General features: G+C 74.0%; 20 protein-coding genes. 7 read left to right on the forward strand and 13 right to left on the reverse strand.

Annotated elements, in window-relative coordinates; genetic code table 11:
* Nucleotides 1–129: 129 nt before the first annotated feature.
* The 8 genes from V6U89_RS09435 to V6U89_RS09470 form a co-directional block, all read right to left on the reverse strand.
* A complete protein-coding gene (locus V6U89_RS09435) occupies nt 130–1,554 on the reverse strand; it encodes an acyl-CoA carboxylase subunit beta (protein ID WP_334570361.1) in 1,425 nt (474 codons plus the stop codon).
* 22 nt (nt 1,555–1,576) lie between these two features.
* Complete coding sequence (gene fabF / locus V6U89_RS09440) at nt 1,577–2,803, reverse strand: beta-ketoacyl-ACP synthase II (RefSeq protein ID WP_334570362.1); 1,227 nt, start codon at nt 2,801–2,803, stop codon at nt 1,577–1,579.
* A 2-nt stretch (nt 2,804–2,805) separates the two neighbouring features.
* Nucleotides 2,806–3,045 carry an acyl carrier protein gene (locus V6U89_RS09445; protein WP_074313380.1) on the reverse strand — a complete coding sequence of 80 codons (240 nt, stop codon included), beginning with the start codon at nt 3,043–3,045 and terminating at the stop codon, nt 2,806–2,808.
* Between the two features lie 87 nt (nt 3,046–3,132).
* Nucleotides 3,133–4,077: a beta-ketoacyl-ACP synthase III gene (locus V6U89_RS09450; protein WP_334570364.1), complete on the reverse strand. Its 945-nt coding sequence runs from the start codon at nt 4,075–4,077 to the stop codon at nt 3,133–3,135.
* Complete coding sequence (locus V6U89_RS09455) at nt 4,074–5,243, reverse strand: acyltransferase domain-containing protein (protein WP_334570365.1); 1,170 nt, start codon at nt 5,241–5,243, stop codon at nt 4,074–4,076. The genes V6U89_RS09450 and V6U89_RS09455 overlap by 4 nt, the downstream gene beginning before the upstream one ends.
* An 87-nt stretch (nt 5,244–5,330) precedes the next feature.
* Nucleotides 5,331–6,569: a PucR family transcriptional regulator gene (locus tag V6U89_RS09460; RefSeq protein WP_334570422.1), complete on the reverse strand. Its 1,239-nt coding sequence runs from the start codon at nt 6,567–6,569 to the stop codon at nt 5,331–5,333.
* Nucleotides 6,570–6,632: 63 nt separating this feature from the next.
* Nucleotides 6,633–7,295 carry a response regulator transcription factor gene (locus V6U89_RS09465; protein ID WP_334570366.1) on the reverse strand — a complete coding sequence of 221 codons (663 nt, stop codon included), beginning with the start codon at nt 7,293–7,295 and terminating at the stop codon, nt 6,633–6,635.
* The gene (locus tag V6U89_RS09470) at nt 7,292–8,467 is read right to left on the reverse strand and encodes a sensor histidine kinase (protein ID WP_334570367.1); all 1,176 of its coding nucleotides are present in this window, start codon (nt 8,465–8,467) and stop codon (nt 7,292–7,294) included. Before V6U89_RS09470 ends, V6U89_RS09465 begins: the two co-directional genes overlap by 4 nt.
* Before the next feature lie 200 nt (nt 8,468–8,667).
* On the opposite strand from V6U89_RS09470, the gene V6U89_RS09475 reads away from it, so the two are divergent.
* The 3 genes from V6U89_RS09475 (at nt 8,668) to V6U89_RS09485 (ending at nt 10,679) form a co-directional block, all read left to right on the forward strand.
* On the forward strand, nt 8,668–9,207 hold the full coding sequence (locus tag V6U89_RS09475; RefSeq protein WP_334570368.1) for a hypothetical protein: 540 nt from the start codon (nt 8,668–8,670) through the stop codon (nt 9,205–9,207).
* 101 nt (nt 9,208–9,308) lie between these two features.
* The gene (locus V6U89_RS09480; RefSeq protein WP_334570369.1) at nt 9,309–9,716 is read left to right on the forward strand and encodes a hypothetical protein; all 408 of its coding nucleotides are present in this window, start codon (nt 9,309–9,311) and stop codon (nt 9,714–9,716) included.
* A 36-nt stretch (nt 9,717–9,752) separates the two neighbouring features.
* Nucleotides 9,753–10,679: an NADP-dependent oxidoreductase gene (locus V6U89_RS09485; RefSeq protein ID WP_334570370.1), complete on the forward strand. Its 927-nt coding sequence runs from the start codon at nt 9,753–9,755 to the stop codon at nt 10,677–10,679.
* Between the two features lie 35 nt (nt 10,680–10,714).
* Here V6U89_RS09485 and V6U89_RS09490 read toward each other — a convergent pair whose 3' ends face one another.
* A complete protein-coding gene (locus tag V6U89_RS09490; RefSeq protein ID WP_334570371.1) occupies nt 10,715–11,383 on the reverse strand; it encodes a hypothetical protein in 669 nt (222 codons plus the stop codon).
* Between the two features lie 277 nt (nt 11,384–11,660).
* Here V6U89_RS09490 and V6U89_RS09495 point away from each other — a divergent pair, with 277 nt between their 5' ends.
* Complete coding sequence (locus V6U89_RS09495; RefSeq protein WP_334570372.1) at nt 11,661–12,227, forward strand: copper resistance CopC family protein; 567 nt, start codon at nt 11,661–11,663, stop codon at nt 12,225–12,227.
* 126 nt (nt 12,228–12,353) lie between these two features.
* On the opposite strand, the gene gltX is transcribed toward V6U89_RS09495, so the two are convergent.
* From gltX to V6U89_RS09510, 3 genes are all read right to left on the reverse strand, one after another.
* Complete coding sequence (gene gltX, locus V6U89_RS09500) at nt 12,354–13,763, reverse strand: glutamate--tRNA ligase (protein ID WP_334570373.1); 1,410 nt, start codon at nt 13,761–13,763, stop codon at nt 12,354–12,356.
* Between the two features lie 198 nt (nt 13,764–13,961).
* Entirely contained in the window at nt 13,962–15,239 is a 1,278-nt protein-coding gene (locus V6U89_RS09505) for an MFS transporter (protein ID WP_334570374.1), read from the reverse strand.
* The gene (locus tag V6U89_RS09510; protein ID WP_334570423.1) at nt 15,236–16,546 is read right to left on the reverse strand and encodes a GH1 family beta-glucosidase; all 1,311 of its coding nucleotides are present in this window, start codon (nt 16,544–16,546) and stop codon (nt 15,236–15,238) included. Before V6U89_RS09510 ends, V6U89_RS09505 begins: the two co-directional genes overlap by 4 nt.
* A gap of 201 nt (nt 16,547–16,747) precedes the next feature.
* On the opposite strand from V6U89_RS09510, the gene V6U89_RS09515 reads away from it, so the two are divergent.
* Nucleotides 16,748–17,194, forward strand: a complete 447-nt coding sequence (locus tag V6U89_RS09515) for an SRPBCC family protein (RefSeq protein WP_334570375.1) — start codon at nt 16,748–16,750, stop codon at nt 17,192–17,194.
* Nucleotides 17,195–17,428: 234 nt separating this feature from the next.
* Here the strand turns inward: V6U89_RS09515 and aceE are convergent, their stop codons facing one another.
* Complete coding sequence (aceE, locus tag V6U89_RS09520) at nt 17,429–20,173, reverse strand: pyruvate dehydrogenase (acetyl-transferring), homodimeric type (protein ID WP_334570376.1); 2,745 nt, start codon at nt 20,171–20,173, stop codon at nt 17,429–17,431.
* Nucleotides 20,174–20,384: 211 nt separating this feature from the next.
* Between aceE and V6U89_RS09525 the strand changes: the two genes are divergently transcribed.
* Nucleotides 20,385–20,807, forward strand: a complete 423-nt coding sequence (locus tag V6U89_RS09525) for a hypothetical protein (protein WP_334570377.1) — start codon at nt 20,385–20,387, stop codon at nt 20,805–20,807.
* A gap of 23 nt (nt 20,808–20,830) precedes the next feature.
* A complete protein-coding gene (locus V6U89_RS09530; protein WP_179801218.1) occupies nt 20,831–21,235 on the forward strand; it encodes a YjbQ family protein in 405 nt (134 codons plus the stop codon).
* The last annotated feature ends 8 nt before the right edge of the window (nt 21,236–21,243 follow it).

A 21,243-nucleotide genomic window follows, 5' to 3' on the forward strand; every position in this document is an offset into this window, starting at 1 on the left:
GTGTCCTGCTCGCGGCGATGCCGCCGTTCCGGCAACCCGAAGTCGATCAACAAAGGGGGGCGCGAGCCGACCGAGACGCGGTCACGGTCCGCGCCGGGATGGCGCGGACCCTGACCGGTACGACCGGTGCTACAGCGGGATGTTGCCGTGGGCGCCCCGTGCGGCGGGTGCCCCGGCGAGCGCCTCGGCGATCCGGCGCCGAGTCTCCTCCGGCTTGATCACGTCGTCCACCACGCCGATCTCCAGCGCCCGGTTCACCCCGCCGGCGACCCGGGTCTGCTCCTCGATCAGCTGCGCGCGCAGCGTCTCGCGCTCCTCCGCCGGGGCGGCGGCGAGCTTCTTGCGGTGCAGGATGTTGACCGCCGCGCTGGCGCCCATCACCGCGACCTCCGCGGTCGGCCAGGCGAACACCGCGGTCGCGCCGAGCGAGCGGGAGTTCATCGCGATGTACGCCCCGCCGTACGCCTTGCGGGTCACCAGGGTCACCCGCGGCACCACCGCCTCGGCGAAGGCGTGCAGCAGCTTCGCCCCGCGCCGGACCACGCCGTCCCACTCCTGACCCAGGCCGGGCAGGTAACCGGGCACGTCGACCAGCACGATCAGCGGCACCCCGAGCGAGTCGCACATCCGCACGAAGCGGGCCGCCTTCTCGGCGCTGGACGCGTCGAGGCAGCCGCCCAGCCGCAGCGGGTTGTTGGCGATCACGCCGACGGTCCGGCCGGCGAACCGGCCGAGCGTGGTGACCACGTTCGGCGCCCACTTGGCGTGCAGTTCCACGCCGGGGGCGTCCAGCAGCGCCTTGACCACCGGCTTGACGTCGTACGCCCGGTTGGTCTCGGCCGGCATCTTCGCCAGCAGGTCGTGCCCGTCCTCGACGCCGGTCGCCACGTCGTCGGGGGAGAGCCGGCCCTGGCGGCCGAGCAGCGCGGCGAGCTTGCGCGACTCGACCATCGCCGCCTCGTCGTCGGCGCAGGTCACGTGCACCACACCGGAGCGCCGGCCGTGCGGCTCGGGGCCGCCGAGCCGCTCCATGTCGACCTGCTCGCCGGTGACGCTGCGGACCACCTCGGGGCCGGTGACGAAGATCCGCCCGGCGCCGCTCATCACCACGATGTCGGTCAGCGCCGGCCCGTACGCCGCACCACCGGCCGCCGGACCGAGCACCACCGAGATCTGCGGCACCCGGCCGGAGGCGCGCACCATGGCGGCGAAGACCTGCCCGACGGCGTCGAGCGCGACCACGCCCTCGGCCAGCCGGGCACCGCCGGAGTGCCAGAGGCCGAGCACCGGCACCCGCTCCCGGACGGCGGTGTCGATCGCGTCGACGATGTGCCGGCACCCCTCGGTGCCCATCGCGCCGCCCATCTTCGTGGCGTCCGTGGCGTACGCGATCGCCGGCGTGCCGTCGATCTCACCGCGCGCCCAGAGGACGCCGGAGGTGTCCCGCGGTGCCAGCAGGCGCAGCGAACCGGCGTCGAACAGGGCCCGGAGGCGCAGCTCCGGATCCCGGTAGTCCACGGTGGATGCGTCCGCACCAACGGCGGTGGTGGTCACGTGAGCCTCCAAGGCTGTGGTCTCAGGCCCGCGTGAAGACGAGAGCCACGTTGTGTCCGCCGAAGCCGAACGAGTTGTTCAGCGCGGCGGGGATGTCCATGTGGCGCGCCTTGTTGGCGGCCACCTCCAGAGTGAGGCCGTCGTCCGGGTCGTCGAGGTTGATCGTCGGGGGTACGACACCGTCGCGGATCGCCAGGATCGTGGCGATCGACTCCAGCGCGCCCGCCGCGCCGAGCAGGTGACCGGTCATGGACTTGGTGGCGGTCAGCACCGGGTGGTCGCCGAGCGCCTCGTGCAGCGCCTTGATCTCGGCGATGTCGCCGACCGGCGTCGAGGTGGCGTGCGCGTTGACGTGCACGATGTCGGACTTCGCCACGTCCGCGTCGGCGATCGCCTTGGCGATGGCCCGGATCGCTCCCGCACCGTCCGGGTGCGGCTGGACGATGTCGTAGCCGTCGGAGGTGATGCCCGAACCGGCCAATCGCGCGTACACCCGGGCGCCCCGGGCGGCCGCGTGCTCGGCCCGCTCCAGCACCAGGATGCCGGCGCCCTCGCCGAGCACGAACCCGTCGCGGCCCTTGTCCCAGGGGCGGGAGGCCCGCTCCGGCTCGTCGTTGCGGGTCGACATGGCCCGCATCGAGCTGAACCCGGCGATCGGCAGCTGGTGGATGACCGCCTCGGTGCCGCCGGCCACCACCACGTCGGCCCGGCCGGCACGGATCATGTCCATGCCGAGCGCGATGGCCTCCGCGCCGGTCGCGCAGGCGCTGGCCACCGAGTGGACGCCCGCCCGGGCGCCCAGCTCCAGCCCCACCCAGGCGGCGGGGCCGTTGGGCATCAGCATCGGGATGGTGTGCGGGGAGACCCGGCGCGGGCCGGACGCCTCCAGGATGTCGTCCTGGGCGAGCAGGGTCAGCGCGCCGCCGATGCCGGAGCCGACGCTGACGCCCAGCCGGTCCGGGTCGGGCCCGGAGTCGGCCAGGCCGGCGTCCGCCCAGGCCTGCTGCGCCGCGATGATCGCGATCGCCTCGGAACGGTCGAGCCGACGGAGCTTGACCCGGTCCAGCAGGCCGGCCGGGTCGACCGCCAGCTGAGCCGCGATCCGGACCGGCAGCTGCCCGGCCCACTCCTGGGTGAGCGCACTCACCCCGGAGTGGCCGGCGAGCATGGCGTCCCAGGTCGACGCGACGTCCCCGCCCAGCGGGGTGGTCGCGCCGAGCCCGGTGACGACGACGTCGATGCGACTCATGATCAGGACTGCGCCGCGATGTAGGTGACGGCGTCGCCGACGGTCTTGAGGTTCTGCACCTCGTTGTCCGGGATCTTGACGCCGAACTTCTCCTCGGCCGCCACCACGACCTCCACCATGGAGAGCGAGTCGACGTCGAGGTCGTCGGTGAAGGACTTCCCCTCGGCCACGTCGTCCGGGTTCACCCCGGCAACCTCTTCGAGGATCTCGGCGAGGCCGGTGGTGATCTCGTCACGGGTCATTTCGGTTGGTTCCTCTCATCGGGGGTTACTCGGCGGCCGGCGACGTGCCGACCACCGCTCCTCGGCGCTGGCGCGCCGGAGGGGGTCTCAGGGGCAGCGGACGACCTGACCGGCGTAGGTCAGGCCGCCGCCGAAGCCGAACAGCAGCACCGGGGCGCCCGAGGGCACCTCGCGCCGTTCGATCAGCTTGGACAGGGCCAGCGGCACACTCGCCGCCGAGGTGTTGCCGGACTCGACGATGTCCTTGGCGATGATCGCCTGCGGGATGTTCAGCCGCTTCGCGATGCCGTCGATGATCCGCGCGTTGGCCTGGTGCGGCACGAACGCGGCCAGCTCCGACGGGTCGACCCCGGCCCGCTCGCAGGCCTGCAGGGCGAGCGGCGCCAGCGCGGTGGTGGCCCAGCGGAAGACCGCCTGACCCTCCTGCGCGATGTACGGGCGCCAGCCCTCGATGCGTACCGCGTCGCTCTTCTCCGGCACCGAGCCCCAGACCACCGGGCCGACCCCGGCGGGCTCGCCCTCGGCGGCGGCGGTGACCACCGCGGCCCCGGCGCCGTCGCCGAAGATGATGCAGGTGGAGCGGTCGGTCCAGTCGGTGAAGTCGGAGAGCTTCTCCGCGCCGACGACGATCGCGTTGCGCGCCGCCCCGGCCCGGATCGCGTGGTCCACGGTGCCGAGGGCGTACGCGAAGCCGGAGCAGGCGGTGTTGATGTCGTACGCGCCCGGGGCGGCGATGCCCAGCTTGGCGGCGACCCGGCAGGCCACGTTCGGGCTGCGGTCGATCGACGTGCAGGTGGCCACGACGACCAGGTCGATGTCGGCGGCGGTGAGGCCGGAGTTGGCCAACGCCTTGCCGGCGGCGGCGGTCGCCATGTCGGCCACCGTCTCCCCGTCGGCGATCCGCCGGGTGACGATGCCGACCCGGTCCCGGATCCACTCGTCGTTGGTGTCGACGAGCTGGGCGATGTCGTCGTTGGTGACGACGCGGGAGGGCTGGTAGTGGCCCATCGCGAGGATCCGACTGCCGGTCATACATGGCCTCCGATGCGGGCGAGGGGTTGGCCCGGCGCGACCGGGTCGTCGTGGTGGGCGAGCCACTCGGTGAGCAGGCCGCTGTCGTGCGCGGTCACCTCGACCGGCCCCTGCCGGGTCGCGATGTGGCCGATCACCTGGCCGGTGCGCAGGTCGGCGCCCTCAGCGAGGTCGGCGGCCGGTTCGAAGGTCCCGGCGGCGGGGGAGACCACCACCCGGAACTGGACCACCGGCTCGTGGCCGCGCAGCCCGCTGTGCCGGGCGATCAGGTCCCGCGCGGCCGGTAGGTCGTCGGGGGTGTTGAGGGTGACGATCTCGGGGACGCCGGTGGCCTTCAGCTCCCGCTTGAGCAGCCCGGCCAGGGTGCCGGCCGGGGGCAGCTCGACCACGCCGGTGACCCCGAGGTCGGCCAGGGTGCGCATGCACAGGTCCCAGCGGACCGGCGCGGTGACCTGGCGGACCAGCCGCTGCACCATCTCCCGGCCGTGGTTGACCGCCGAACCGTCGAGGTTGGACAGCAGGATCCGGGCCGGCTCGGCCGGGGTGATCCCGGCGGCCACACCGGCCAGCGCGGCCTCGGCCGGGGCCATGTACGGGGTGTGGAAGGCGCCGGCGACCTTGAGCCGGGTGATCCGGGCCTTCGCGGGCGGCTCGGCGGCGAGCTTGTCCAGCGCGTCGAGCGCCCCGGCGGCGACGATCTGGCCGGCGCCGTTGCGGTTGGCCGGGTGCAGCCCGTGCGCCGTGATCGCGGCGAGCACCTCGTCCGGGTCGCCGCCGAGCACGGCGGCCATCCCGGTGGGCTCCAGGGCGCAGGCGGCGGCCATCTCCCGGCCGCGTACCCCGGCGAGGGTGATCGCCGCCTCGGCCGGGAGCACCCCGGCGAGGGCGGCGGCGCCCAGCTCGCCGACGCTGTGGCCGGCGGTGACCGCGACGTCGTACATCGGCAGGTGCTCGGCGGCGAGCAGGGCCGCCGCGACCAGCAGCGGCTGCGTCCGGGCGGTGTCCTTGATCTCGTCGGCGTCGGCCTGGGTGCCGAGGTGCACCAGGTCGACCCCGGCGAGCGCGGACCACCACCGCAGGCGGGCCTCGGTGCCGGGCAGGTCGAGCCAGGGAGTCAGGAAGCCGGGTTTCTGGGAACCCTGGCCGGGAGAGAGTACGGCGAGCACGTCTATGACTCTCCTGGATACCTCCGGGTAGCGCTGTGTCGGCACCGACCAAACCGCACTAGAACCTTTGGAGGGATCCTACAAAAATCAATGGCGGTCATCACCCGTCTGTGAGGTTTTCCTGACGCCTGGGGTCATTGTCTGGGTCGGGACGGCAGGGACCGCCGGGACGACCGGGTCGAGCCGCCCGACGGTCAACGCCACCTGGAGGGCGAACGCGTCCCGGGGCGACAGCGGCGAGAAGCCGGTGACCTCGGCGATCCGGCGCAGCCGGTAACGGACCGTGTTCGGGTGCACGAACAGCGACCGGGCCGCGCTCTCCAGCGTCCCGCCCGCGGTGAAGAAGGCGTCCAGGGTCTCCAGCAGCTCGCCCCCGGCGCGCACCAGCGCCGCGTAGACGTCGTGCCGCAGCCGCCGGCGGGCCTCGGCGTCCCCGGCGAGGGCGCGCTCGGGCAGCAGCTCCGCCGCCGACACCGGGCGCGGCGCGGTCGGCCAGGCCGGCGCGGCGCGGAACCCGGCGAGCGCCGCCCGCGCCGACTCCGTCGCCTCGTCCAGGCTGGGTACGGCCGGCCCCACCACCACAGGCCCCTCGCCGAACGCGGGCAGCAGCTTCTCGGTGGCGGCCAGCGGGTCCGCCGCCCCGCCGAGCACGATGACGAGCCGGTCGCCGTGCACGCCGCCGATCACCTCCACGCCGATCCGGCGGGCCTGCCGGTAGACGGTGTGCAGCACGGCGGCCACCTCCCCGCCGGGGGAGCGGCCCACCGCCACCGCCACCGGCGGCGCGTCCGACCAGCCCAGTGCCGCCGCTCGGCTGGCCAGCACGTCGGGGGAGTCGCCGCGCAGCAGCGCGTCGACCAGCAGCGCCTGGAGCCGGGCGTCCCACGACCCGCGGGACTCGGCGGCCCGGGCGTACACCCGGGCGGCGGCGAAGGCGATCTCCCGGGAGAACCGCAGCACCGCCTCGCGCAGCTGCTGCTCCTCGCCCGGGGCGGCCAGGTGCGACACCTGCTCCTCGACCACGTCGATGGTCACCTTGATCAGCGCCACCGTCTGCTGGAGGCTGATCGAGCGCGCGAGGGCCTCCGGCGCGGTGGCGAAGACCTCGTCGGAGACCTCCTGGGTGCTGTCCGCGCTGCCGCCGCCCGAGCGCAGCCACTGCACCAGGGACCGGGCCCCGGCCTGGGCCACCAGCATGACCCAGGAGCGCTGGTCGGCCGGGAGCTCCCGGAACCAGGGCAGGCTCTCGTCCATCCGGGCCACGCTGGCGGTGGCCAACGCCCCCGCCGCCCGTTCGATCCGGCGGAGCGTGGCCGACAGCTCCATCCCGCCCGGCTCGCTCACCGGTCCAGCCTGACATGTGCTGACCTGGCCATCCACGCCGGGCGGTCACCGGGGCGCGGTCAGCCCCAGCTCCTGGGCCAGGATGGCCGCCTGCACCCGGCTGCGCAGCTCCAGTTTCGCCAGGATCCGGCTCACGTGGGTCTTGGTGGTGCTTTCCGCCATCGCCAGTCGCTGCGCGATCTGCTGGTTGGACAGCCCGGCACCGAGACAGGCCAGCACGTCGCGCTCCCGGGGGGTCAGGGCCGCCACCGCCGACCGGGCGGCCGCCGGCGCGGCCGGAGCGCTGCGGGCGAACGCCGTGATCAGCCGGCGGGTCACCGCCGGGGCGATGATCCCCTCGCCCCGCGCGACGGTCCGCACCGCCGCCACCAGCCCCGCCGCGTCGGTGTCCTTGAGCAGGAAGCCCGCCGCGCCGGCCCGCAGCGCGGCGAAGACGTACTCGTCGAGGTCGAAGGTGGTGAGCACCAGCACGTCGGCCAGCTGATCGGCGACGATCTCCCGGGTGGCGGAGATCCCGTCGAGCCGGGGCATCCGGACGTCCAGCACGGCCACGTCCGGGCGCAGCTCGCGGCAGAGCCGTACCGCCTCCTCGCCGTCCCCCGCCTCGCCGACCACATCGATCTCCGGGGCGCTCGACAGGATCAGCGTCAGTCCGGCCCGCACCGCCGCCTGGTCGTCGGCGAGCACCACCCGCACCCCGGCGGTCACCCGGACGCCCCGGTGGGCAGGGCGGCCACCACCCGCCACCGCCCGTCGTGCGGCCCGGCGGAGAACCGCCCGTCCAGCAGCGCCGCCCGTTCCCGCATGCCGATCAGTCCGGCGCCGGCGCCCGGCAGCCGCCCGTTCCCGCCGCCGATCGGGTTCTCCACCGTCACCACCACCTCCGCCGGCTCGTACGCCACGCTGAGCTCCGCCGCGCCCGCGCCGTGCCGCAGCGCGTTGGTCAACGACTCCTGCACGATCCGGTACGCCGCCAGGTCGACCCCGACCGGCAGCGGCCGGGGTGTCCCGGTGACGGTGGCGTGCACCGCCAGCCCGGCCGCCCGCATCCGCGCAATCAGCCGGTCCAGCTCGTCGAGGCGTACCCGGGTCGGGCCCTCGGCCGGGTCCTCGCCGGCCGGGCCCCGGAGCAGGCCGATCAGCTGGCGCATCTCGGCCATGCCCTGCACGCTGCTCTCCCGGATCACCCGCAGCGCCGCGTCCACCCGGTCGCGGTCCAGCCCGGGCGCGGAGAGGACCGCGGTGGCGTGCAGGGCCACCGCGCTGAGGTGGTTGGCCACCACGTCGTGCAGCTCCCGGGCCATCCGCGCCCGCTCGGCGAGCACCGCCTGCCGACGGTCCAGCTCGGCCAGCCGGGCGGTCTGCTCGGCCCGGGCCCGCTCCGCCGCCGCCTGGTCGCGGTACTGGCGCACGCTGACCCCGGTGAGCACGGGCAGCACTCCGGCCAGCACGAACGGCACCCCGGCGGCGACGCCGCGCCAACCCCACCGCAGCGCGCCGACCGCCGCGCCGGCCGCGCTCAGCCCGACCGTGGCCCCCAGCAGCCACCGCCACAGCCGGGACGGGCCGTACACGCAGGCGTCGTAGAGCACCTGGGTGTAGATCAGGGCGGTGCCCAGCGACACCCCGAGCGCCGTGTCGGCCAGCACCGCGCCGGTGCCGAGGGCCAGGCTGGTCCGGGGAGCCGCCCGGCGCAGCCCGACCGCCACGCAGATCACCGCCAGCGGCGCCAGGAACAACGCCTCCGGCACCGGCGGCCGCCAGGGGAACTGGGGCTGGAACCCGATGCCGTAGAGGACCAGGCCACCGGCGAGCGAAGCCCCGGCCAGCGCCAGGTCGCGCCCGGGCGTGCCGGAGCCGATCCAGGCCGGCGTCCGCATGACCCGATCCCACCACACCCCGCGCCGCCCGCCCTCCGCCCGCGGGAGGAGCCCGCGCGCCGACGTCTCCGCCGAAGGAGGTACCCGGCCGGCGCCGTCCCGCCGGGTCCGTCGAAGGATGGACCCGCATCTCGTTCCCGCCGTCGAGGCGGCGCCGTCCCGCCCCGGGGACGCTGGACACCGACGACGGGGAGGTACGGATGCTGCTGGCGGTGATCGCCGCGTGCGAGGTCGGGTTCTGGGTGCTGCTCGGCGCCGGACTGGTCGCCCGCTACCTGCTGCGCCGGCCACGGCTGGGCGCGGCGCTGCTGGTCGGTGTGCCCCTGGTCGACCTGGTGCTGCTGGTGGCGACGGTGCTGGACCTGCGCCGGGGCGCCACCGCGAACGTCACCCACGGGCTGGCGGCGGCGTACCTCGGCTTCTCGGTGGCGTTCGGCCACTCGATGGTCCGCTGGGCCGATCAGCGCTTCGCCCACCGCTTCGCCGGCGGGCCGCCGCCGGTCCGGCCGCCCCGGCACGGTCCGGCCCGCACCCGCCACGAGTGGCGGGAGTGGGGCAAGGCGCTGCTCGGCTGGGCGATCTCGTGCGCCCTGCTCGGCGCGGCGATCAGCTACGTCGACGACGCCGAGCGCACCCGCGAGCTGGTGAACTGGATCCGCACCCTCACGGTGGTCATCGTGATCTGGCTGGTCGCCTTCCCGGTCTGGGAGACGATCTTTCCGCGCCGCCCGAAGCGCTGACACCCGGGTACGCGCTGCACACGGCGTCGGTGCCGGCCAGTACGGTGACGTGGGCGCCGGGGCGATTTCCCGGCGCGCGACGCGAGCGTGAGGAGACCGGGATGGCGCACGGGGAGGCCGAACACGGCTGCGCCCAGGGCGAGCCCTGCCGGCTCGGCAACCACGAGCAGCAGGGGCCGCTGCGGCCCCACCGCCGGCTCGCGGCGGTGCCCTGCCCGACCGAGCAGGCCGGCCGGCCGCCCGAGCGGGCCGACGACGAGGTGGCGGTGCCCCGGCAGCGGCCCGCCGAACCGGCGACGCCGGAGGCGGTGCCGTCCCGGCCGCGCGGCGTCGAGGCGGGCCCGCGCCCGCCGGTCGGCGACCCGGCCGCGTCCGGCGAGCCCGACCCGACCACCCCCCGGGCCTGCCGCAGCGACCTGGCCGGCTGGGCCGGCGCGCACCGGCACGGTCCGGTCCGCCCCAGCCGCCGCCCCGACCGCCGGGAGCGGCCCCCGCACCGCTGGTGCTGACCACCCGGCGGCCGTCCGGCCGTTAGCGTGGGCAGGGTGAAGGCGATCGCGATCGACGCGTACGGCCCGGCCGACCAGCTCGCCCTACGAGACCTGCCGGACCCGCCGGTGGGCCCCGACACGGTGCTGGTGCGGGTGCGCGCGGCGGGCGTGAACCCGGTCGACTGGAAGGTCCGCGAGGGCCACCTGGCCGCCGCGATCCCCGGTCACTTCCCGCTGGTACCCGGCTGGGACGCCGCTGGCGAGGTGGTCGCCTTGGGACCGGCGGTGGCCGGGTTCGCGGTCGGCGACGAGGTGATCGGGTACGTCCGTCGCGACGACCTCCAGTACGGCACGTACGCCGAACTCGTCCCGGCCCCCGAGCGCTGCCTGGCCGACAAGCCGTCGCAGGCGACCTGGGCGGAGGCCGCCGGCCTGCCGCTGGCCGGGCTCACCGCGTACCAGGCGTTGCAGGCGGCGCGCACCGGCGCGGGGGACACCGTGCTGGTGCACGGGGCCTCGGGCGGGGTCGGTCACCTGGCGGTGCAGGTGGCCCGGGCGCTCGGCGCCGACCGGGTGATCGGCACGACGAGCGAGGCCAACCACGACTTCGTCCGCGCGCTCGGCGCGGAGCCGGTCAGCTACGGTGCCGGCCTGGCCGACCGGCTCTGCGCGGTCGCGCCCGACGGGATCGACGTGGCGCTGGACCTGTTCGGCGGGGAGGCGCTGGACGTCTCCGCCGCGCTGCTCGCCCGCCCGGCCCGGCTGATCTCCACCGCCGACCCGGAGCACGTGACCCGGCTCGGCGGCAGCTACGTCTTCGTCAAACCGTCCACCCAGGACCTCACCGTGCTGGCCGGGCTGGTCGACGCCGGCCGGCTGACCGTGCACGTCGAACGGACGTTCCCCCTGGCGCGGGCCGCGGACGCGCAGCGCCTGGTGGCAGCGGGGCACGTCCGCGGCAAGGTGGTGCTGGAGGTCTGAGCCTGCCGGAGGTCTGCGCCGCCCGGGTGGACGGCTCAGCGGGTACGGCGGCGGACCAGCAGCGCGATCCCGGCCAGCCCGGAGGTGATCACCAGCATCACCCCCGCGTTCAGCAGCAGCAGGCGCTGCAACTCGCTGATCGCGGCGTCGATGTCCCGGCCCGGGTCGAGGGCGTCCTCCGGGATGACCCGCTCACCGCCGCCGACGCCGCCGCTGACCGTGTCGAACTGCCGCTCCAGCGGCACCCCGGCGGTACGCAGCGTCTCCGACATGTTGAGCCGGCCGAGGAACCAGCCGGCGCTGGTCTTGCGGGAGTCCGGCTGCTTGGCCGGCCGGTAGGCCCGGGGCCCGCCCTTGGCCAGCGGGTAGAGGTCGAAGGTCTGCTTCGGCACGTCCCCGGCGAGCACCACGATCGTGTACTTCGGACCGAGGTCGGCGGGCTTGGGACCGGCGGCGGCGCCGCTGCGGCCGAACCAGTTGACCTGGTCGATCACCGCGAGCACGTGGGCCGGCTGGCTGTCGGCGCGCAGCCGCAGCGGCTCGGTCAGCCCGTCGCCGGTGATGTCCACCCCGGCCGGGGGCGGCTTCGGGGCGGCCCGTTCCACGCCGGTGGCCTGCGCGGGCGCGGCCATCCCGATGCTGAGCACCACGGCTGCCGCCATCGCGGCCACCACGCCGAGCAGCCGCCTCACCCTTCCGACCATCGCCGCCTCCTCGCCCCGTTCGATGGATGGCTGTGCTGCAGGGTCACGCGTTGGTCGTCGATGGCGGTGACCATGCCCGCAGGCCGGGGATCCCCCATCTCAAAGACTCCGCAGAACGGCGCTAGGTTGCAGCTGCTGGACCATTATCTGGAACTATCTGCGATCCGGGCCCGACTAATGGTCAGCCGTTGATCAGCGGGCGGATCGTACCTTTGCGGAGGGGTTCATGGGGGGCAGGGTCGCACGTACGGCGCGTACCTCGCTAGCGGTTACGGGCGTGGCGCTCGGTGTGTCGTTGCTGCTGCCGGCGACGCCGGCAGCCGCGCACAACTCGCTGACCGGCAGCGACCCGGCCGACGGCGCGCGGGTCGCCGCGGCGCCCGCCCGGATCGAGCTGCGTTTTCTGTCCAGGGTCGACCCGGCTACGACGAAGATCACAGTGGTCGGGCCGGACAACGTGCCGGCCGCCGGCGCCGCGCCGCGCTTCGCCGGCAGCCGGGTCGCCGTGCCGTTCAAGCCCGGAAAGGCCGGCCTCTACATCGTCGGCTACCAGCTCTCGTCCAGCGACGGCCATCCGGTGAAGGGGGAGGTGCGCTTCACCCTCACCACCGGCACGCCGGCCGATCCGGCCTCGCCGTCGCCGTCGCCGTCCTCGGCGGCCCCGTCGCCGTCCGTCGGGACGGCGTTGCCGCCGACGGGCGCCGCGACGACGGCCGGTCCGGCCGTCCCGGCTGCCCGATCCGACGACGACGGCACGCCGGTCTGGCCCTGGCTGGTCGTCGCCGGGCTGGTGGTGGCCGGGCTCGGCGCCGCCCTGCTGCGCCGCCGCGCCACCCGCTCCTGACCGGTCCCGCACGGTCCCCGGCCGGGGATCGAGGCCGTACCGGCGTGACCGGGTTCGGTCACCGGGTCCGACGCAGCTACGACGAAGGGCCCGCCGGGGAACCGGCGGGCCCTTCTCGGGTACGGCTCAGACCAGGCGGACCCGGGCGGCGCGCAGCCGGGCCAGGGTGCGCTCCCGGCCGAGCACCTCCAGGGACTCGAACAGCGGCAGCCCGACGGTGCGGCCGGTGACCGCGACCCGGACCGGGGCCTGCGCCTTGCCCAGCTTCAGGCCGCGCTCGGCGCCCACCGCCTCCAGGGCCGCCTTCAGCGACTCGGCGTCCCACGACTCCAGCGCCTCGTACGCGGCGATCGCCGCGTCCAGCAGCTCGGCCGCGCCCTCCTTCATCGCCTTGGCCCAGGCGGCCTCGTCGATCAGCGGGTCGGCCAGGAAGAGGAAATCGACGTTCGGCACGATCTCGCTGAGCACCGCGATCCGGGTCTGGGCCAGCGGCGCCACCGCCGCGAACGCCTCGGCGTCGAACTCGGCCGGCTGCCACGGCGGCGGGGCGATCGTCTCGGTGCCGGTCAGCCAGGGCTGGCAGGCGGCCACGAACTCGTCGACCGGCAGGGCGCGGATGTACTCGCCGTTGAACGCGCGCAGCTTCTTCTCGTCGAAGAAGGCGGGGGAGGGGTTGACCTCCTCCAGCCGGTACTCCTCCTCGATGACCGACCAGGGCACGATCTCCCGGTCGCCCGACGGCGCCCAGCCGAGCAGCATCAGGTAGTTGCGCATGGCGTCGGCGAGGTAGCCCTCGTCCCGGTACGCCTCCAGGGCGACCTTGTCGCGGCGCTTGGAGAGCTTCTGCCGCTTCTCGTTGACCACCACGGGGACGTGCGCCCAGACCGGCGGCTTCACCCCGAGGGCGTCCCAGAGCAGCTGCTGCTTGGGGGTGTTCGGCAGGTGCTCCTCGGCGCGGACCACGTGGGTGATCCCCATGGTCATGTCGTCGACCACGTTGGCCAGCAGGAAGACCGCGGAGCCGTCGGCGCGGGCGATGACGAAGTCCTCGATCAGCTTGTTCTCGAAGGTCGGCTCGCCGCGGATCAGGTCGACCACCACGGTCTCGCCCTCGTCCGGCGTGCGGAAGCGCAGCGCGCGACCCGGGCCGGGCTCCAGGCCCCGGTCCCGGCAGAAGCCGTCGTAGCCCTGGTACTGCGAGCCGGTGCGGGCCTGCACGTCCTCCCGAGTGCAGTCGCAGTAGTACGCCCGGCCGGCCTCGAACAGCCGCTGGGCGGCGGCGCGGTGCTCGGCGGCGTACTGCGACTGGAAGTACGGGCCCTCGTAGGCGCCCCGGGCGATGCCGATCCACTCCAGCGCGGAGAGGATGCCCTCGGTCCACTCGGGCTTGTTGCGCGCCGCGTCGGTGTCCTCGATGCGCAGCACGAAGACCCCGCCCTGCTGCTTGGCGTAGATCCAGTTCTGCAGCGCCGAGCGGGCGCCGCCGACGTGGAACATACCGGTCGGGGAAGGGGCGAAGCGCACACGTACCGTCACGTCCTCCAGCCTACGGCCGCCCGCCACCCCATTCCCCCACGGGTCCCGCCCCAGGCCCTCCCTCCACCCAAGATCCGAGCGCACTTTCTCGGAAAGCGTGGCCATTCGGCGCGGAATGAGCACTCTTTCCCGGAAAGTGCGGGCGGGGAGGGCGGGCGGGGTGGGCGGGCGTGGCGGCGGGTGGGGGTGGCGTGGGGGTCAGCGGACGGTGCGGATCTTGAGGACGAGGGCGCTGCCGAGGAGGGTGACGGCGGCCGTCACGGCGTAGAGGGTGGGGTAGCCGCCGAGGTGGACCACGATCGGGGCGGAGATCGCCGGGCCGAGCACCTGCGGGGCGGAGTTGGCGATGTTGATCACCCCGAGGTCCTTGGCCCGGTCGGTGGCGCGGGGCAGCACCTCGGTGATCAGCGCCGCGTCCACCGACAGGTAGACGCCGTAGCCGGCGCCGAGCAGCAGCGCGGCGGCCACCGCCATCGGCCAGACCGGCGCGACGGCGAGCAGCAGCGCCGCCACCGCCATGATCACCCCGGCGGCGATCACGAAGACCTTGCGCCGGCCGGAGCGGTCGGAGAGCCGGCCGGCGATCACCGCGGTGAGCATCATCCCGACGGTGTAGAGCAGGATCAGCACCAGCAGCGCGCCCTCGGGGTCGGGGTGGCGCACCCCGTCGGTGAGGAAGTACAGCAGGTAGAGGGTGCCGAGCGCGTTGCCGATCTGGACCAGGAACCGGGTGATCCAGGCCCAGGCGAAGTCCGGGTGGCGGCGCGGGCTGATCCACATCGAGGCGGCCAGCGCCCGCCAGCGCAGCGCCGGCCGGTGCGCCCGGGGCAGCGGGTCGTCGGCGGTGAGCAGCGCGAAGGGCAGCGAGAGCAGCAGCACGGCCACCGCGATGGCCGCGTACCCGGCGGTGGTCCCACTGACCACGGCGGTGACCAGCACCGCGCCGACCACCAGGCCGAGGGCCTGCGGGATGCCCACCCAGCCGGAGACGCCGCCGCGCTGCGCGACCGGCACCCGGTCCGGGATGGCCGCGGTCAGGCTGGCCAGCATCGCGTTGAAGCACACCTGCGCGGCCACCCAGCCCACCGTCACCCCGGCGATGGTGTCCTGCCGGGCCAGCAGCGCCAGGGCGAGCGCGCCGAGCACCGCGCCGCCCGCCGTCCAGACGTGCCGGCGGCCGAACTCCCGCCCGCCGATCCGCAGGCAGGTACGGTCCGACAGCGCCCCGGCGAGCGGGTTGGCGAGCACCGCCGCGAGCGCGCCGATCCCGGTGACGACGGCCAGCATGGCCTCCTTGTCGAGCGGGGCGATCCGCTCGACCTGCTGCGGCAGCAGCACCTGGATCGGGGTGAAGAAGGCCATCCAGACGCCGAGGTTGGCCGCGAAGATCAGCGCGATCCAGCCCCGCCGGACCGGCACCGTCGGCTCGGCGAGCGCCGCCGGCAGCGAGGTCGGCGTCGGGTCGATCGTGGTCATCGCCGGACGACCTGGTCCCGGTACCAGGCGTACGAGGACTTGGGCGTGCGGACCTGGGTGTCGAAGTCGACGTGCACCAGGCCGAAGCGCTTGGTGAAGCCCTCCGCCCACTCCCAGTTGTCCAGCAGCGACCAGACGAAGTACCCGGTCACGTCGACGCCGTCGTCGATCGCCGCCCGGACCGCCCGCAGGTGCCCGTCGAGGTACGCGATCCGCTCCGGGTCGGGCACCCGGCCGTCGGCGTCGGGTACGTCGTCGTAGGCGCAGCCGCTCTCGGTGATCTGGATCTCCGGCAGCGCCTCGCCGTAGGTGTCGCGCAGCCAGGTGAGCAGTTCGCGCAGCCCGTTCGGGACCACCGGCCAGTCGAAGCCGGTCCTCGGGTAGCCCTCCAGCGGCACCAGCTCGAACGGCAGCGGCGCGCCCTCCTCCGGCGCGCGGATCCCGGTCGGGTTGTAGTAGTTCACCCCGAGCACGTCGATCGGCGCGGCGATGATGTCCAGGTCCCCGTCGCGCACCGGGGCGTCGGTGAAGCCGGGCGGGTAGCCCCGGCCGAGCAGCGGATCGGTGAAGAGCCGGTTGTGCAGCGCGTCGTACGCCGCCCCGGCGGCCCGGTCGGCGTCGGTGCCGCCGAGCAGCCGCACCGGCGAGTAGTTGTTGGCGATGGCGACTCCACTGGTGCTGCGGGCGCGCAGCGCGGCGACCGCGAGGCCGTGCCCGAGCAGCTGGTGGTGGGCGACCGGCAGGGCGTCGAAGAGCAGGAACCGGCCCGGCGCGTGCACCCCCGTGCCGTGGCCGAGGCTCATGTGGATGAACGGCTCATTCAGCGTGATCCAGAGCTTCACCCGGTCGCCGAGGCGGGCCGCGACCAGGTCGGCGTACTCGGCGAAGCGGTGCGCGGTGTCCCGGTTGAGCCAGCCGCCGGCGTCCTCCAGCGGCTGCGGCAGGTCCCAGTGGAAGAGGGTGGCCACCGGGTCGATGCCGGCGGCGAGCAGGTCGTCGACGAGCCGGTCGTAGAAGTCGAGGCCGGCCGGGTTGGCCGCCCCGGTCCCGCCGGGCTGCACCCGGGGCCAGGCGATCGAGAACCGGTACGCCGAGACGCCCAGCCCGGCCAGCAGCGCGACGTCCTCGGCGTGCCGGTGGTAGTGGTCGCAGGCCACGTCGCCGGTGCTGCCGTCGGCGATCCGCCCGGGGGTGTGCGCGAAGCTGTCCCAGATGGACGGCCCGCGCCCGTCGGCGTCGGCGCCACCCTCGATCTGGTACGCCGAGGTGGACACCCCCCAGCGGAAGCCGGCGGGGAACGCGGGCATCGGCGCGGTCGTCACAGTCGCCCTCCCAGAAACGTGAGACGTGTTCGGGACTCTAGGGCGCGGACCCTCGGAGCGCCATAGGCCCGCAGCGGCGCCGGCGCAAGGGTTTTCGGCGTGTCTTTTCCGAACCCGTCCCAGTACGTCCGAATTTGCGCATACAGTGCGGAATATCGCGGATGTCCTCAGTGGGGGAAGACAGAAATGATCCTCGTGGAACGCAGTGCGCACGTGATGGCGCCGATGGAAGCGGTCTGGGACGTCGTGCAGCGGGCCGAGCAGTTGCCGGCCTGGCTGGCGGGCGTCCGCGCGGCCGAGGTCCTCTCGGGGGAGGGCTTCGGGCGGCGCCAGCTGGTCCAGGCCGGGCGCGGCGCGGCGCACGAGGCCGAGGTGATCGCCTACCAGGAGCCGACCCTGATCGGGTGGCGGGAGCGGGCCCGGGGCGCCGGCGCCCGGGCCGAGGCGCGCACCGAAATCTACGTCCAGCTCACCGGAGACGAGGAGCAGGGCGGAACGATCGTGCGGCTCATCGTCGTACGGTGGCCGGCCGGTCCGGTCAAGGCGGCCCTGCTCCGGCTCGGGCTGCGTCGGGTCGGCGCCGACCTGGAGGACTCGCTGGCCCGCCTCACCGACCTGGCCGCCGTCGGCTGAGCAGGGCGCGTCCTACGGCGTCACCCGCGACGGCGGTGGCCCGGCGTCCCCGCCAGGGGCTCCGGACCACCGCCGCTTCCGTCGTAGCTCGACTCCAGGTCGGCGAGGTGGCGGCATCGTCGGCACCGGGACACCGCCACGTCGCCGACGTGGAGTCGATCAGGAGGGCGGCGCGCCGGGAACGACAGCGGGCCCGGCGCGTGATGCGCCGGGCCCGTCCGTCGTACGCGGGGACTAGCTGTCGCCGCCGGTCTCGCCGACCGGGGCGGCGGTGACGTCCTCGAGGGCGTACTTCTTGGCCGCCTCGGCCGGCACGTTCGCCGGTACCGTGCCGCGCAGCGCGAGCTGCCGCAGCGTCGCGACCGCCACCGACTCGGCGTCGACGTGGAAGTGCCGGCGAAGCGCGTGCCGGGTGTCCGACATGCCGAAGCCGTCGGTGCCGAGCGAGGTGTAGTCGCCGGGCACCCAGCGCGAGATCAGGTCCGGCACCGCGCGCATCCAGTCGCTGACCGCGACCTTCGGCCCGTCGGCGTCGGCCAGCTTCTGCTGGATGTACGGCACCCGCGGCTCACTGCCCGGGTGGAGCAGGTTGTGCTCCTCGCACTCGACCGCGTCCCGGCGCAGCTCGGTCCAGGAGGTCACCGACCAGACGTCGGCGGCCACCCCCCAGTCCTGGGCGAGCAGCTGCTGCGCCCGCAGCGCCCACTGCATGCCGGTGCCGGAGGCCAGGATGTTGGCCTTCGGCGCGTCCCCGCCCACCTGCGGTGCCGGGGAGTAGCGGTAGATGCCCTTGAGCAGGCCCTCGACGTCCACGCCCGCCGGCTCGGCCGGCTGGTGGATCGGCTCGTTGTAGACCGTCAGGTAGTAGAAGACGTTCTCCTGAGCGTCCCCGTACATCCGGTGCAGGCCGTTCTCCATGATGTGCGCGAGCTCGAACGCGAACGCCGCGTCGTACGCGACCACCGCCGGGTTGGTGGCGGCGAGCAGCAGCGAGTGGCCGTCCTCGTGCTGCAGACCCTCGCCGTTGAGCGTGGTCCGGCCGGCGGTGGCGCCGAGCAGGAAGCCGCGCGCCATCTGGTCGGCCGCCGCCCACAACCCGTCGCCGGTGCGCTGGAATCCGAACATCGAGTAGAAGATGTACATCGGGATCATCGGCTCGTCGTGCGTGGCGTACGACGTGCCGGCCGCGGTGAACGAGGCGACCGAGCCGGCCTCGTTGATCCCCTCGTGCAGGATCTGCCCGGTGGTCGACTCCTTGTACGACAGGAACAGCTCCCGGTCGACGGAGGTGTACCGCTGGCCGTGCGGCGAGTAGATCTTCGCGGTCGGGAAGATCGAGTCCAGGCCGAAGGTCCGGGCCTCGTCCGGGATGATCGGCACCCAGCGCTTGCCGAACTCCTTGTCCTTCATCACGTCCTTGAGCAGACGGACGAAGGCCATCGTGGTGGCCACCTTCTGCTTGCCGGAGCCGCGCTTGACGTCGGCGAACCGCTCCGGGCCCGGGATGGTCAGCCGCTTGCTGCTGGTCCGCCGGGACGGCAGGTAGCCGCCGAGCTGCTGGCGCCGCTCCTTGAGGTACGCGATCTCGTCGGACTTCTCGCCCGGGGTGTAGTACGGCGGCAGGTAGGGGTTGTCCTCCAGCGCCTTGTCCGGGATGTCCAGGTAGAGGCGGTCGCGGAAGGTCTTCAGATCCTCCAGCGTCAGCTTCTTCATCTGGTGGGTGGCGTTGCGGGCCTCGAAGTGCGAGCCGAGCGTCCAACCCTTGATCGTCTTGGCCAGGATGACCGTCGGCTGCCCGGTGTGCTCGGTCGCCGCCTTGTACGCGGCGTAGAGCTTCCGGTAGTCGTGGCCGCCTCGCTTGAGGTTCCAGATCTCGTCGTCGGAGAGGTGCTCGACCATCTTGCGGGTCCGCGGGTCACGGCCGAAGAAGTGCTCCCGGACGTACGCCCCGGACTCCGCCTTGTAGGTCTGGTAGTCGCCGTCGGGCGTGGTGTTCATCAGGTTCACCAGCGCGCCGTCGGTGTCCGCGGCGAGCAGCGGGTCCCACTCCCGGCCCCAGACCACCTTGATCACGTTCCAGCCGGCGCCCCGGAAGAAGGCCTCCAGCTCCTGCATGACCTTGCCGTTGCCGCGGACCGGGCCGTCCAGCCGCTGCAGGTTGCAGTTGATCACGAAGGTGAGGTTGTCCAGCTCCTCGCGGGCGGCCACGCCGATCGCGCCGAGGGTCTCCGGCTCGTCCATCTCGCCGTCGCCGAGGAACGCCCAGACGTGCTGCTGGGAGGTGTCCTTGATGCCCCGGTGGTGCAGGTACCGGTTGAACCGGGCCTGGTAGATGGCGTTCAGGCCGCCGAGCCCCATCGAGACGGTGGGGAACTCCCAGAAGTCCGGCATCAGCCGCGGGTGCGGGTACGACGGCAGCCCGCCGCCCGGGTGGGACAGCTCCTGACGGAACCCGTCGAGCTGGTCCTCGCTCAGCCGCCCCTCCAGGAACGCCCGCGCGTACATGCCGGGGGAGGCGTGACCCTGGTAGTAGATGTGGTCGCCGCCGCCGGGGTGGTTCTTGCCCCGGAAGAAGTGGTTGAAGCCCACCTCGTAGAGCGAGGCGGAGCTGGCGAAGGTGGAGATGTGCCCGCCGACGCCGATCTCCGGGCGCTGCGCCCGGTGCACCAGCATCGCCGCGTTCCACCGGACGTACGCCCGGATCCGCCGCTCGACGTGCTCGTCACCGGGGAACCACGGCTCGCGCTCCGGCGCGATGGTGTTGAGGTAGTCGGTGGTGGTCAGCGACGGCACCCCGACCTGGCGCTCGCGGGCCCGCTCCAGCAGGCGCAGCATGACGTAGCGGGCGCGTTTGGTTCCGCGCTCGTCGATGACACCGTCGAGCGACTCGACCCATTCGCCGGTCTCTTCAGGGTCGATGTCCGGAAGCTGGCTCGGCAGACCAGCGGTGATCACCGGGCGCTTGCGTTCCGTAGCCACAGGCGTTCCCTCGGTTGTGTGTGGGATAGGTCTCTAGCGCCATCCTGCCCCCTGGTGGCACCCGTCGTCACGTCTAGCTCCCCCAGACGCGACGCTCAACACAGGTACCCGCCAGTAACTTTGCGCAACCGGCCGATGCGCTAGTCGACCGGGCGGTTGTCCGCCGTCCCTACCCTTCGGGCATGCGATCGAGACTGCTGCTCCTGGGCTCGTGACGGCCGTCGCCGGCGTGGCCGGCATGGCGGTGGGGCTCGCCGGCCTCATGAGGGGCAAACCGGAGATGGTGGGCTTTCTGGTCCTCGGCGGGTTCGCGCTGCTGCTCGTCATCGGTCTGGCCGGGGACGCCCGCCGTCCCCGCCGCCGGTCCCGGGCCCGCCACGCGGCGGCCGGCTGGTACTCGCCGGGGCCGTACGGGGGAATCGGCGCGGACCCTGGCTGCGGCGGCCCCGACGGTGGATCGGACTCCGATCGGGCCGGTGGCTCCGACGGGGGCCGTTCGGGCTTCTGGGGCGGGGGCGACGGCGGCTCGGGTTCCCACAGCGGCTCGGACGGCGGCGGATCCAGCTGGGGTGGCTCGGACGGCGGCGGATCCAGCTGGGGTGGCTCGGACGGCGGAGGCGGCGGCAGCTACTGAGCCGGTGCGGCAGAATGCGCCGTATGCGTAGTGAGGTGATCACCGTCCGGACCGGGTCCCGGCCGACCGTCCAGGACATCACCGCCGAGGCCGAGCGGTTCGTCGCCGGCCAGGGCGACGGGCTGCTGCACGTCTTCGTGCCGCACGCCACCGCCGGCCTGGCGATCATCGAGACGGGCTCCGGCTCCGACGACGACCTGCTGCGGGCGCTGGACGACCTGCTCCCCACCGACGACCGGTGGCGGCACCGGCACGGCTCGCCGGGGCACGGGCGCGACCACGTGCTGCCGGCGTTCGTGCCCCCGTACGCGACCCTGCCGGTGCTCGACGGCCGCCTGGCGCTGGGCACCTGGCAGTCCCTCACCCTGGTCGACACCAACGGCGACAACCCCACCCGCCAGGTCCGCCTCTCCTTCCTCCCCGCCTGACCCACCCC

This window comes from Micromonospora sp. CPCC 206171, from assembly GCF_036906755.1.
GTDB classification, from domain to species: Bacteria; Actinomycetota; Actinomycetes; order Mycobacteriales; family Micromonosporaceae; genus Micromonospora; species Micromonospora purpureochromogenes.

Bases quoted from the DNA above. Each gene is read 5' to 3' on its own strand.
- V6U89_RS09475 (WP_334570368.1), top strand. From the start codon at position 8,668: ATGCTGCTGGCGGTGATCGCCGCGTGCGAGGTCGGGTTCTGGGTGCTG.
- V6U89_RS09460 (WP_334570422.1), bottom strand. From the start codon at position 6,569: ATGGAGCTGTCGGCCACGCTCCGCCGGATCGAACGGGCGGCGGGGGCG.
- fabF (WP_334570362.1), bottom strand. From the start codon at position 2,803: ATGAGTCGCATCGACGTCGTCGTCACCGGGCTCGGCGCGACCACCCCG.
- V6U89_RS09515 (WP_334570375.1), top strand. From the start codon at position 16,748: ATGATCCTCGTGGAACGCAGTGCGCACGTGATGGCGCCGATGGAAGCG.
- V6U89_RS09445 (WP_074313380.1), bottom strand. From the start codon at position 3,045: ATGACCCGTGACGAGATCACCACCGGCCTCGCCGAGATCCTCGAAGAG.
- V6U89_RS09490 (WP_334570371.1), bottom strand. From the start codon at position 11,383: ATGGTCGGAAGGGTGAGGCGGCTGCTCGGCGTGGTGGCCGCGATGGCG.
- V6U89_RS09530 (WP_179801218.1), top strand. From the start codon at position 20,831: ATGCGTAGTGAGGTGATCACCGTCCGGACCGGGTCCCGGCCGACCGTC.
- V6U89_RS09505 (WP_334570374.1), bottom strand. From the start codon at position 15,239: ATGACCACGATCGACCCGACGCCGACCTCGCTGCCGGCGGCGCTCGCC.
- V6U89_RS09480 (WP_334570369.1), top strand. From the start codon at position 9,309: ATGGCGCACGGGGAGGCCGAACACGGCTGCGCCCAGGGCGAGCCCTGC.
- V6U89_RS09510 (WP_334570423.1), bottom strand. From the start codon at position 16,546: ATGCCCGCGTTCCCCGCCGGCTTCCGCTGGGGGGTGTCCACCTCGGCG.
- V6U89_RS09450 (WP_334570364.1), bottom strand. From the start codon at position 4,077: ATGACCGGCAGTCGGATCCTCGCGATGGGCCACTACCAGCCCTCCCGC.
- V6U89_RS09470 (WP_334570367.1), bottom strand. From the start codon at position 8,467: ATGCGGACGCCGGCCTGGATCGGCTCCGGCACGCCCGGGCGCGACCTG.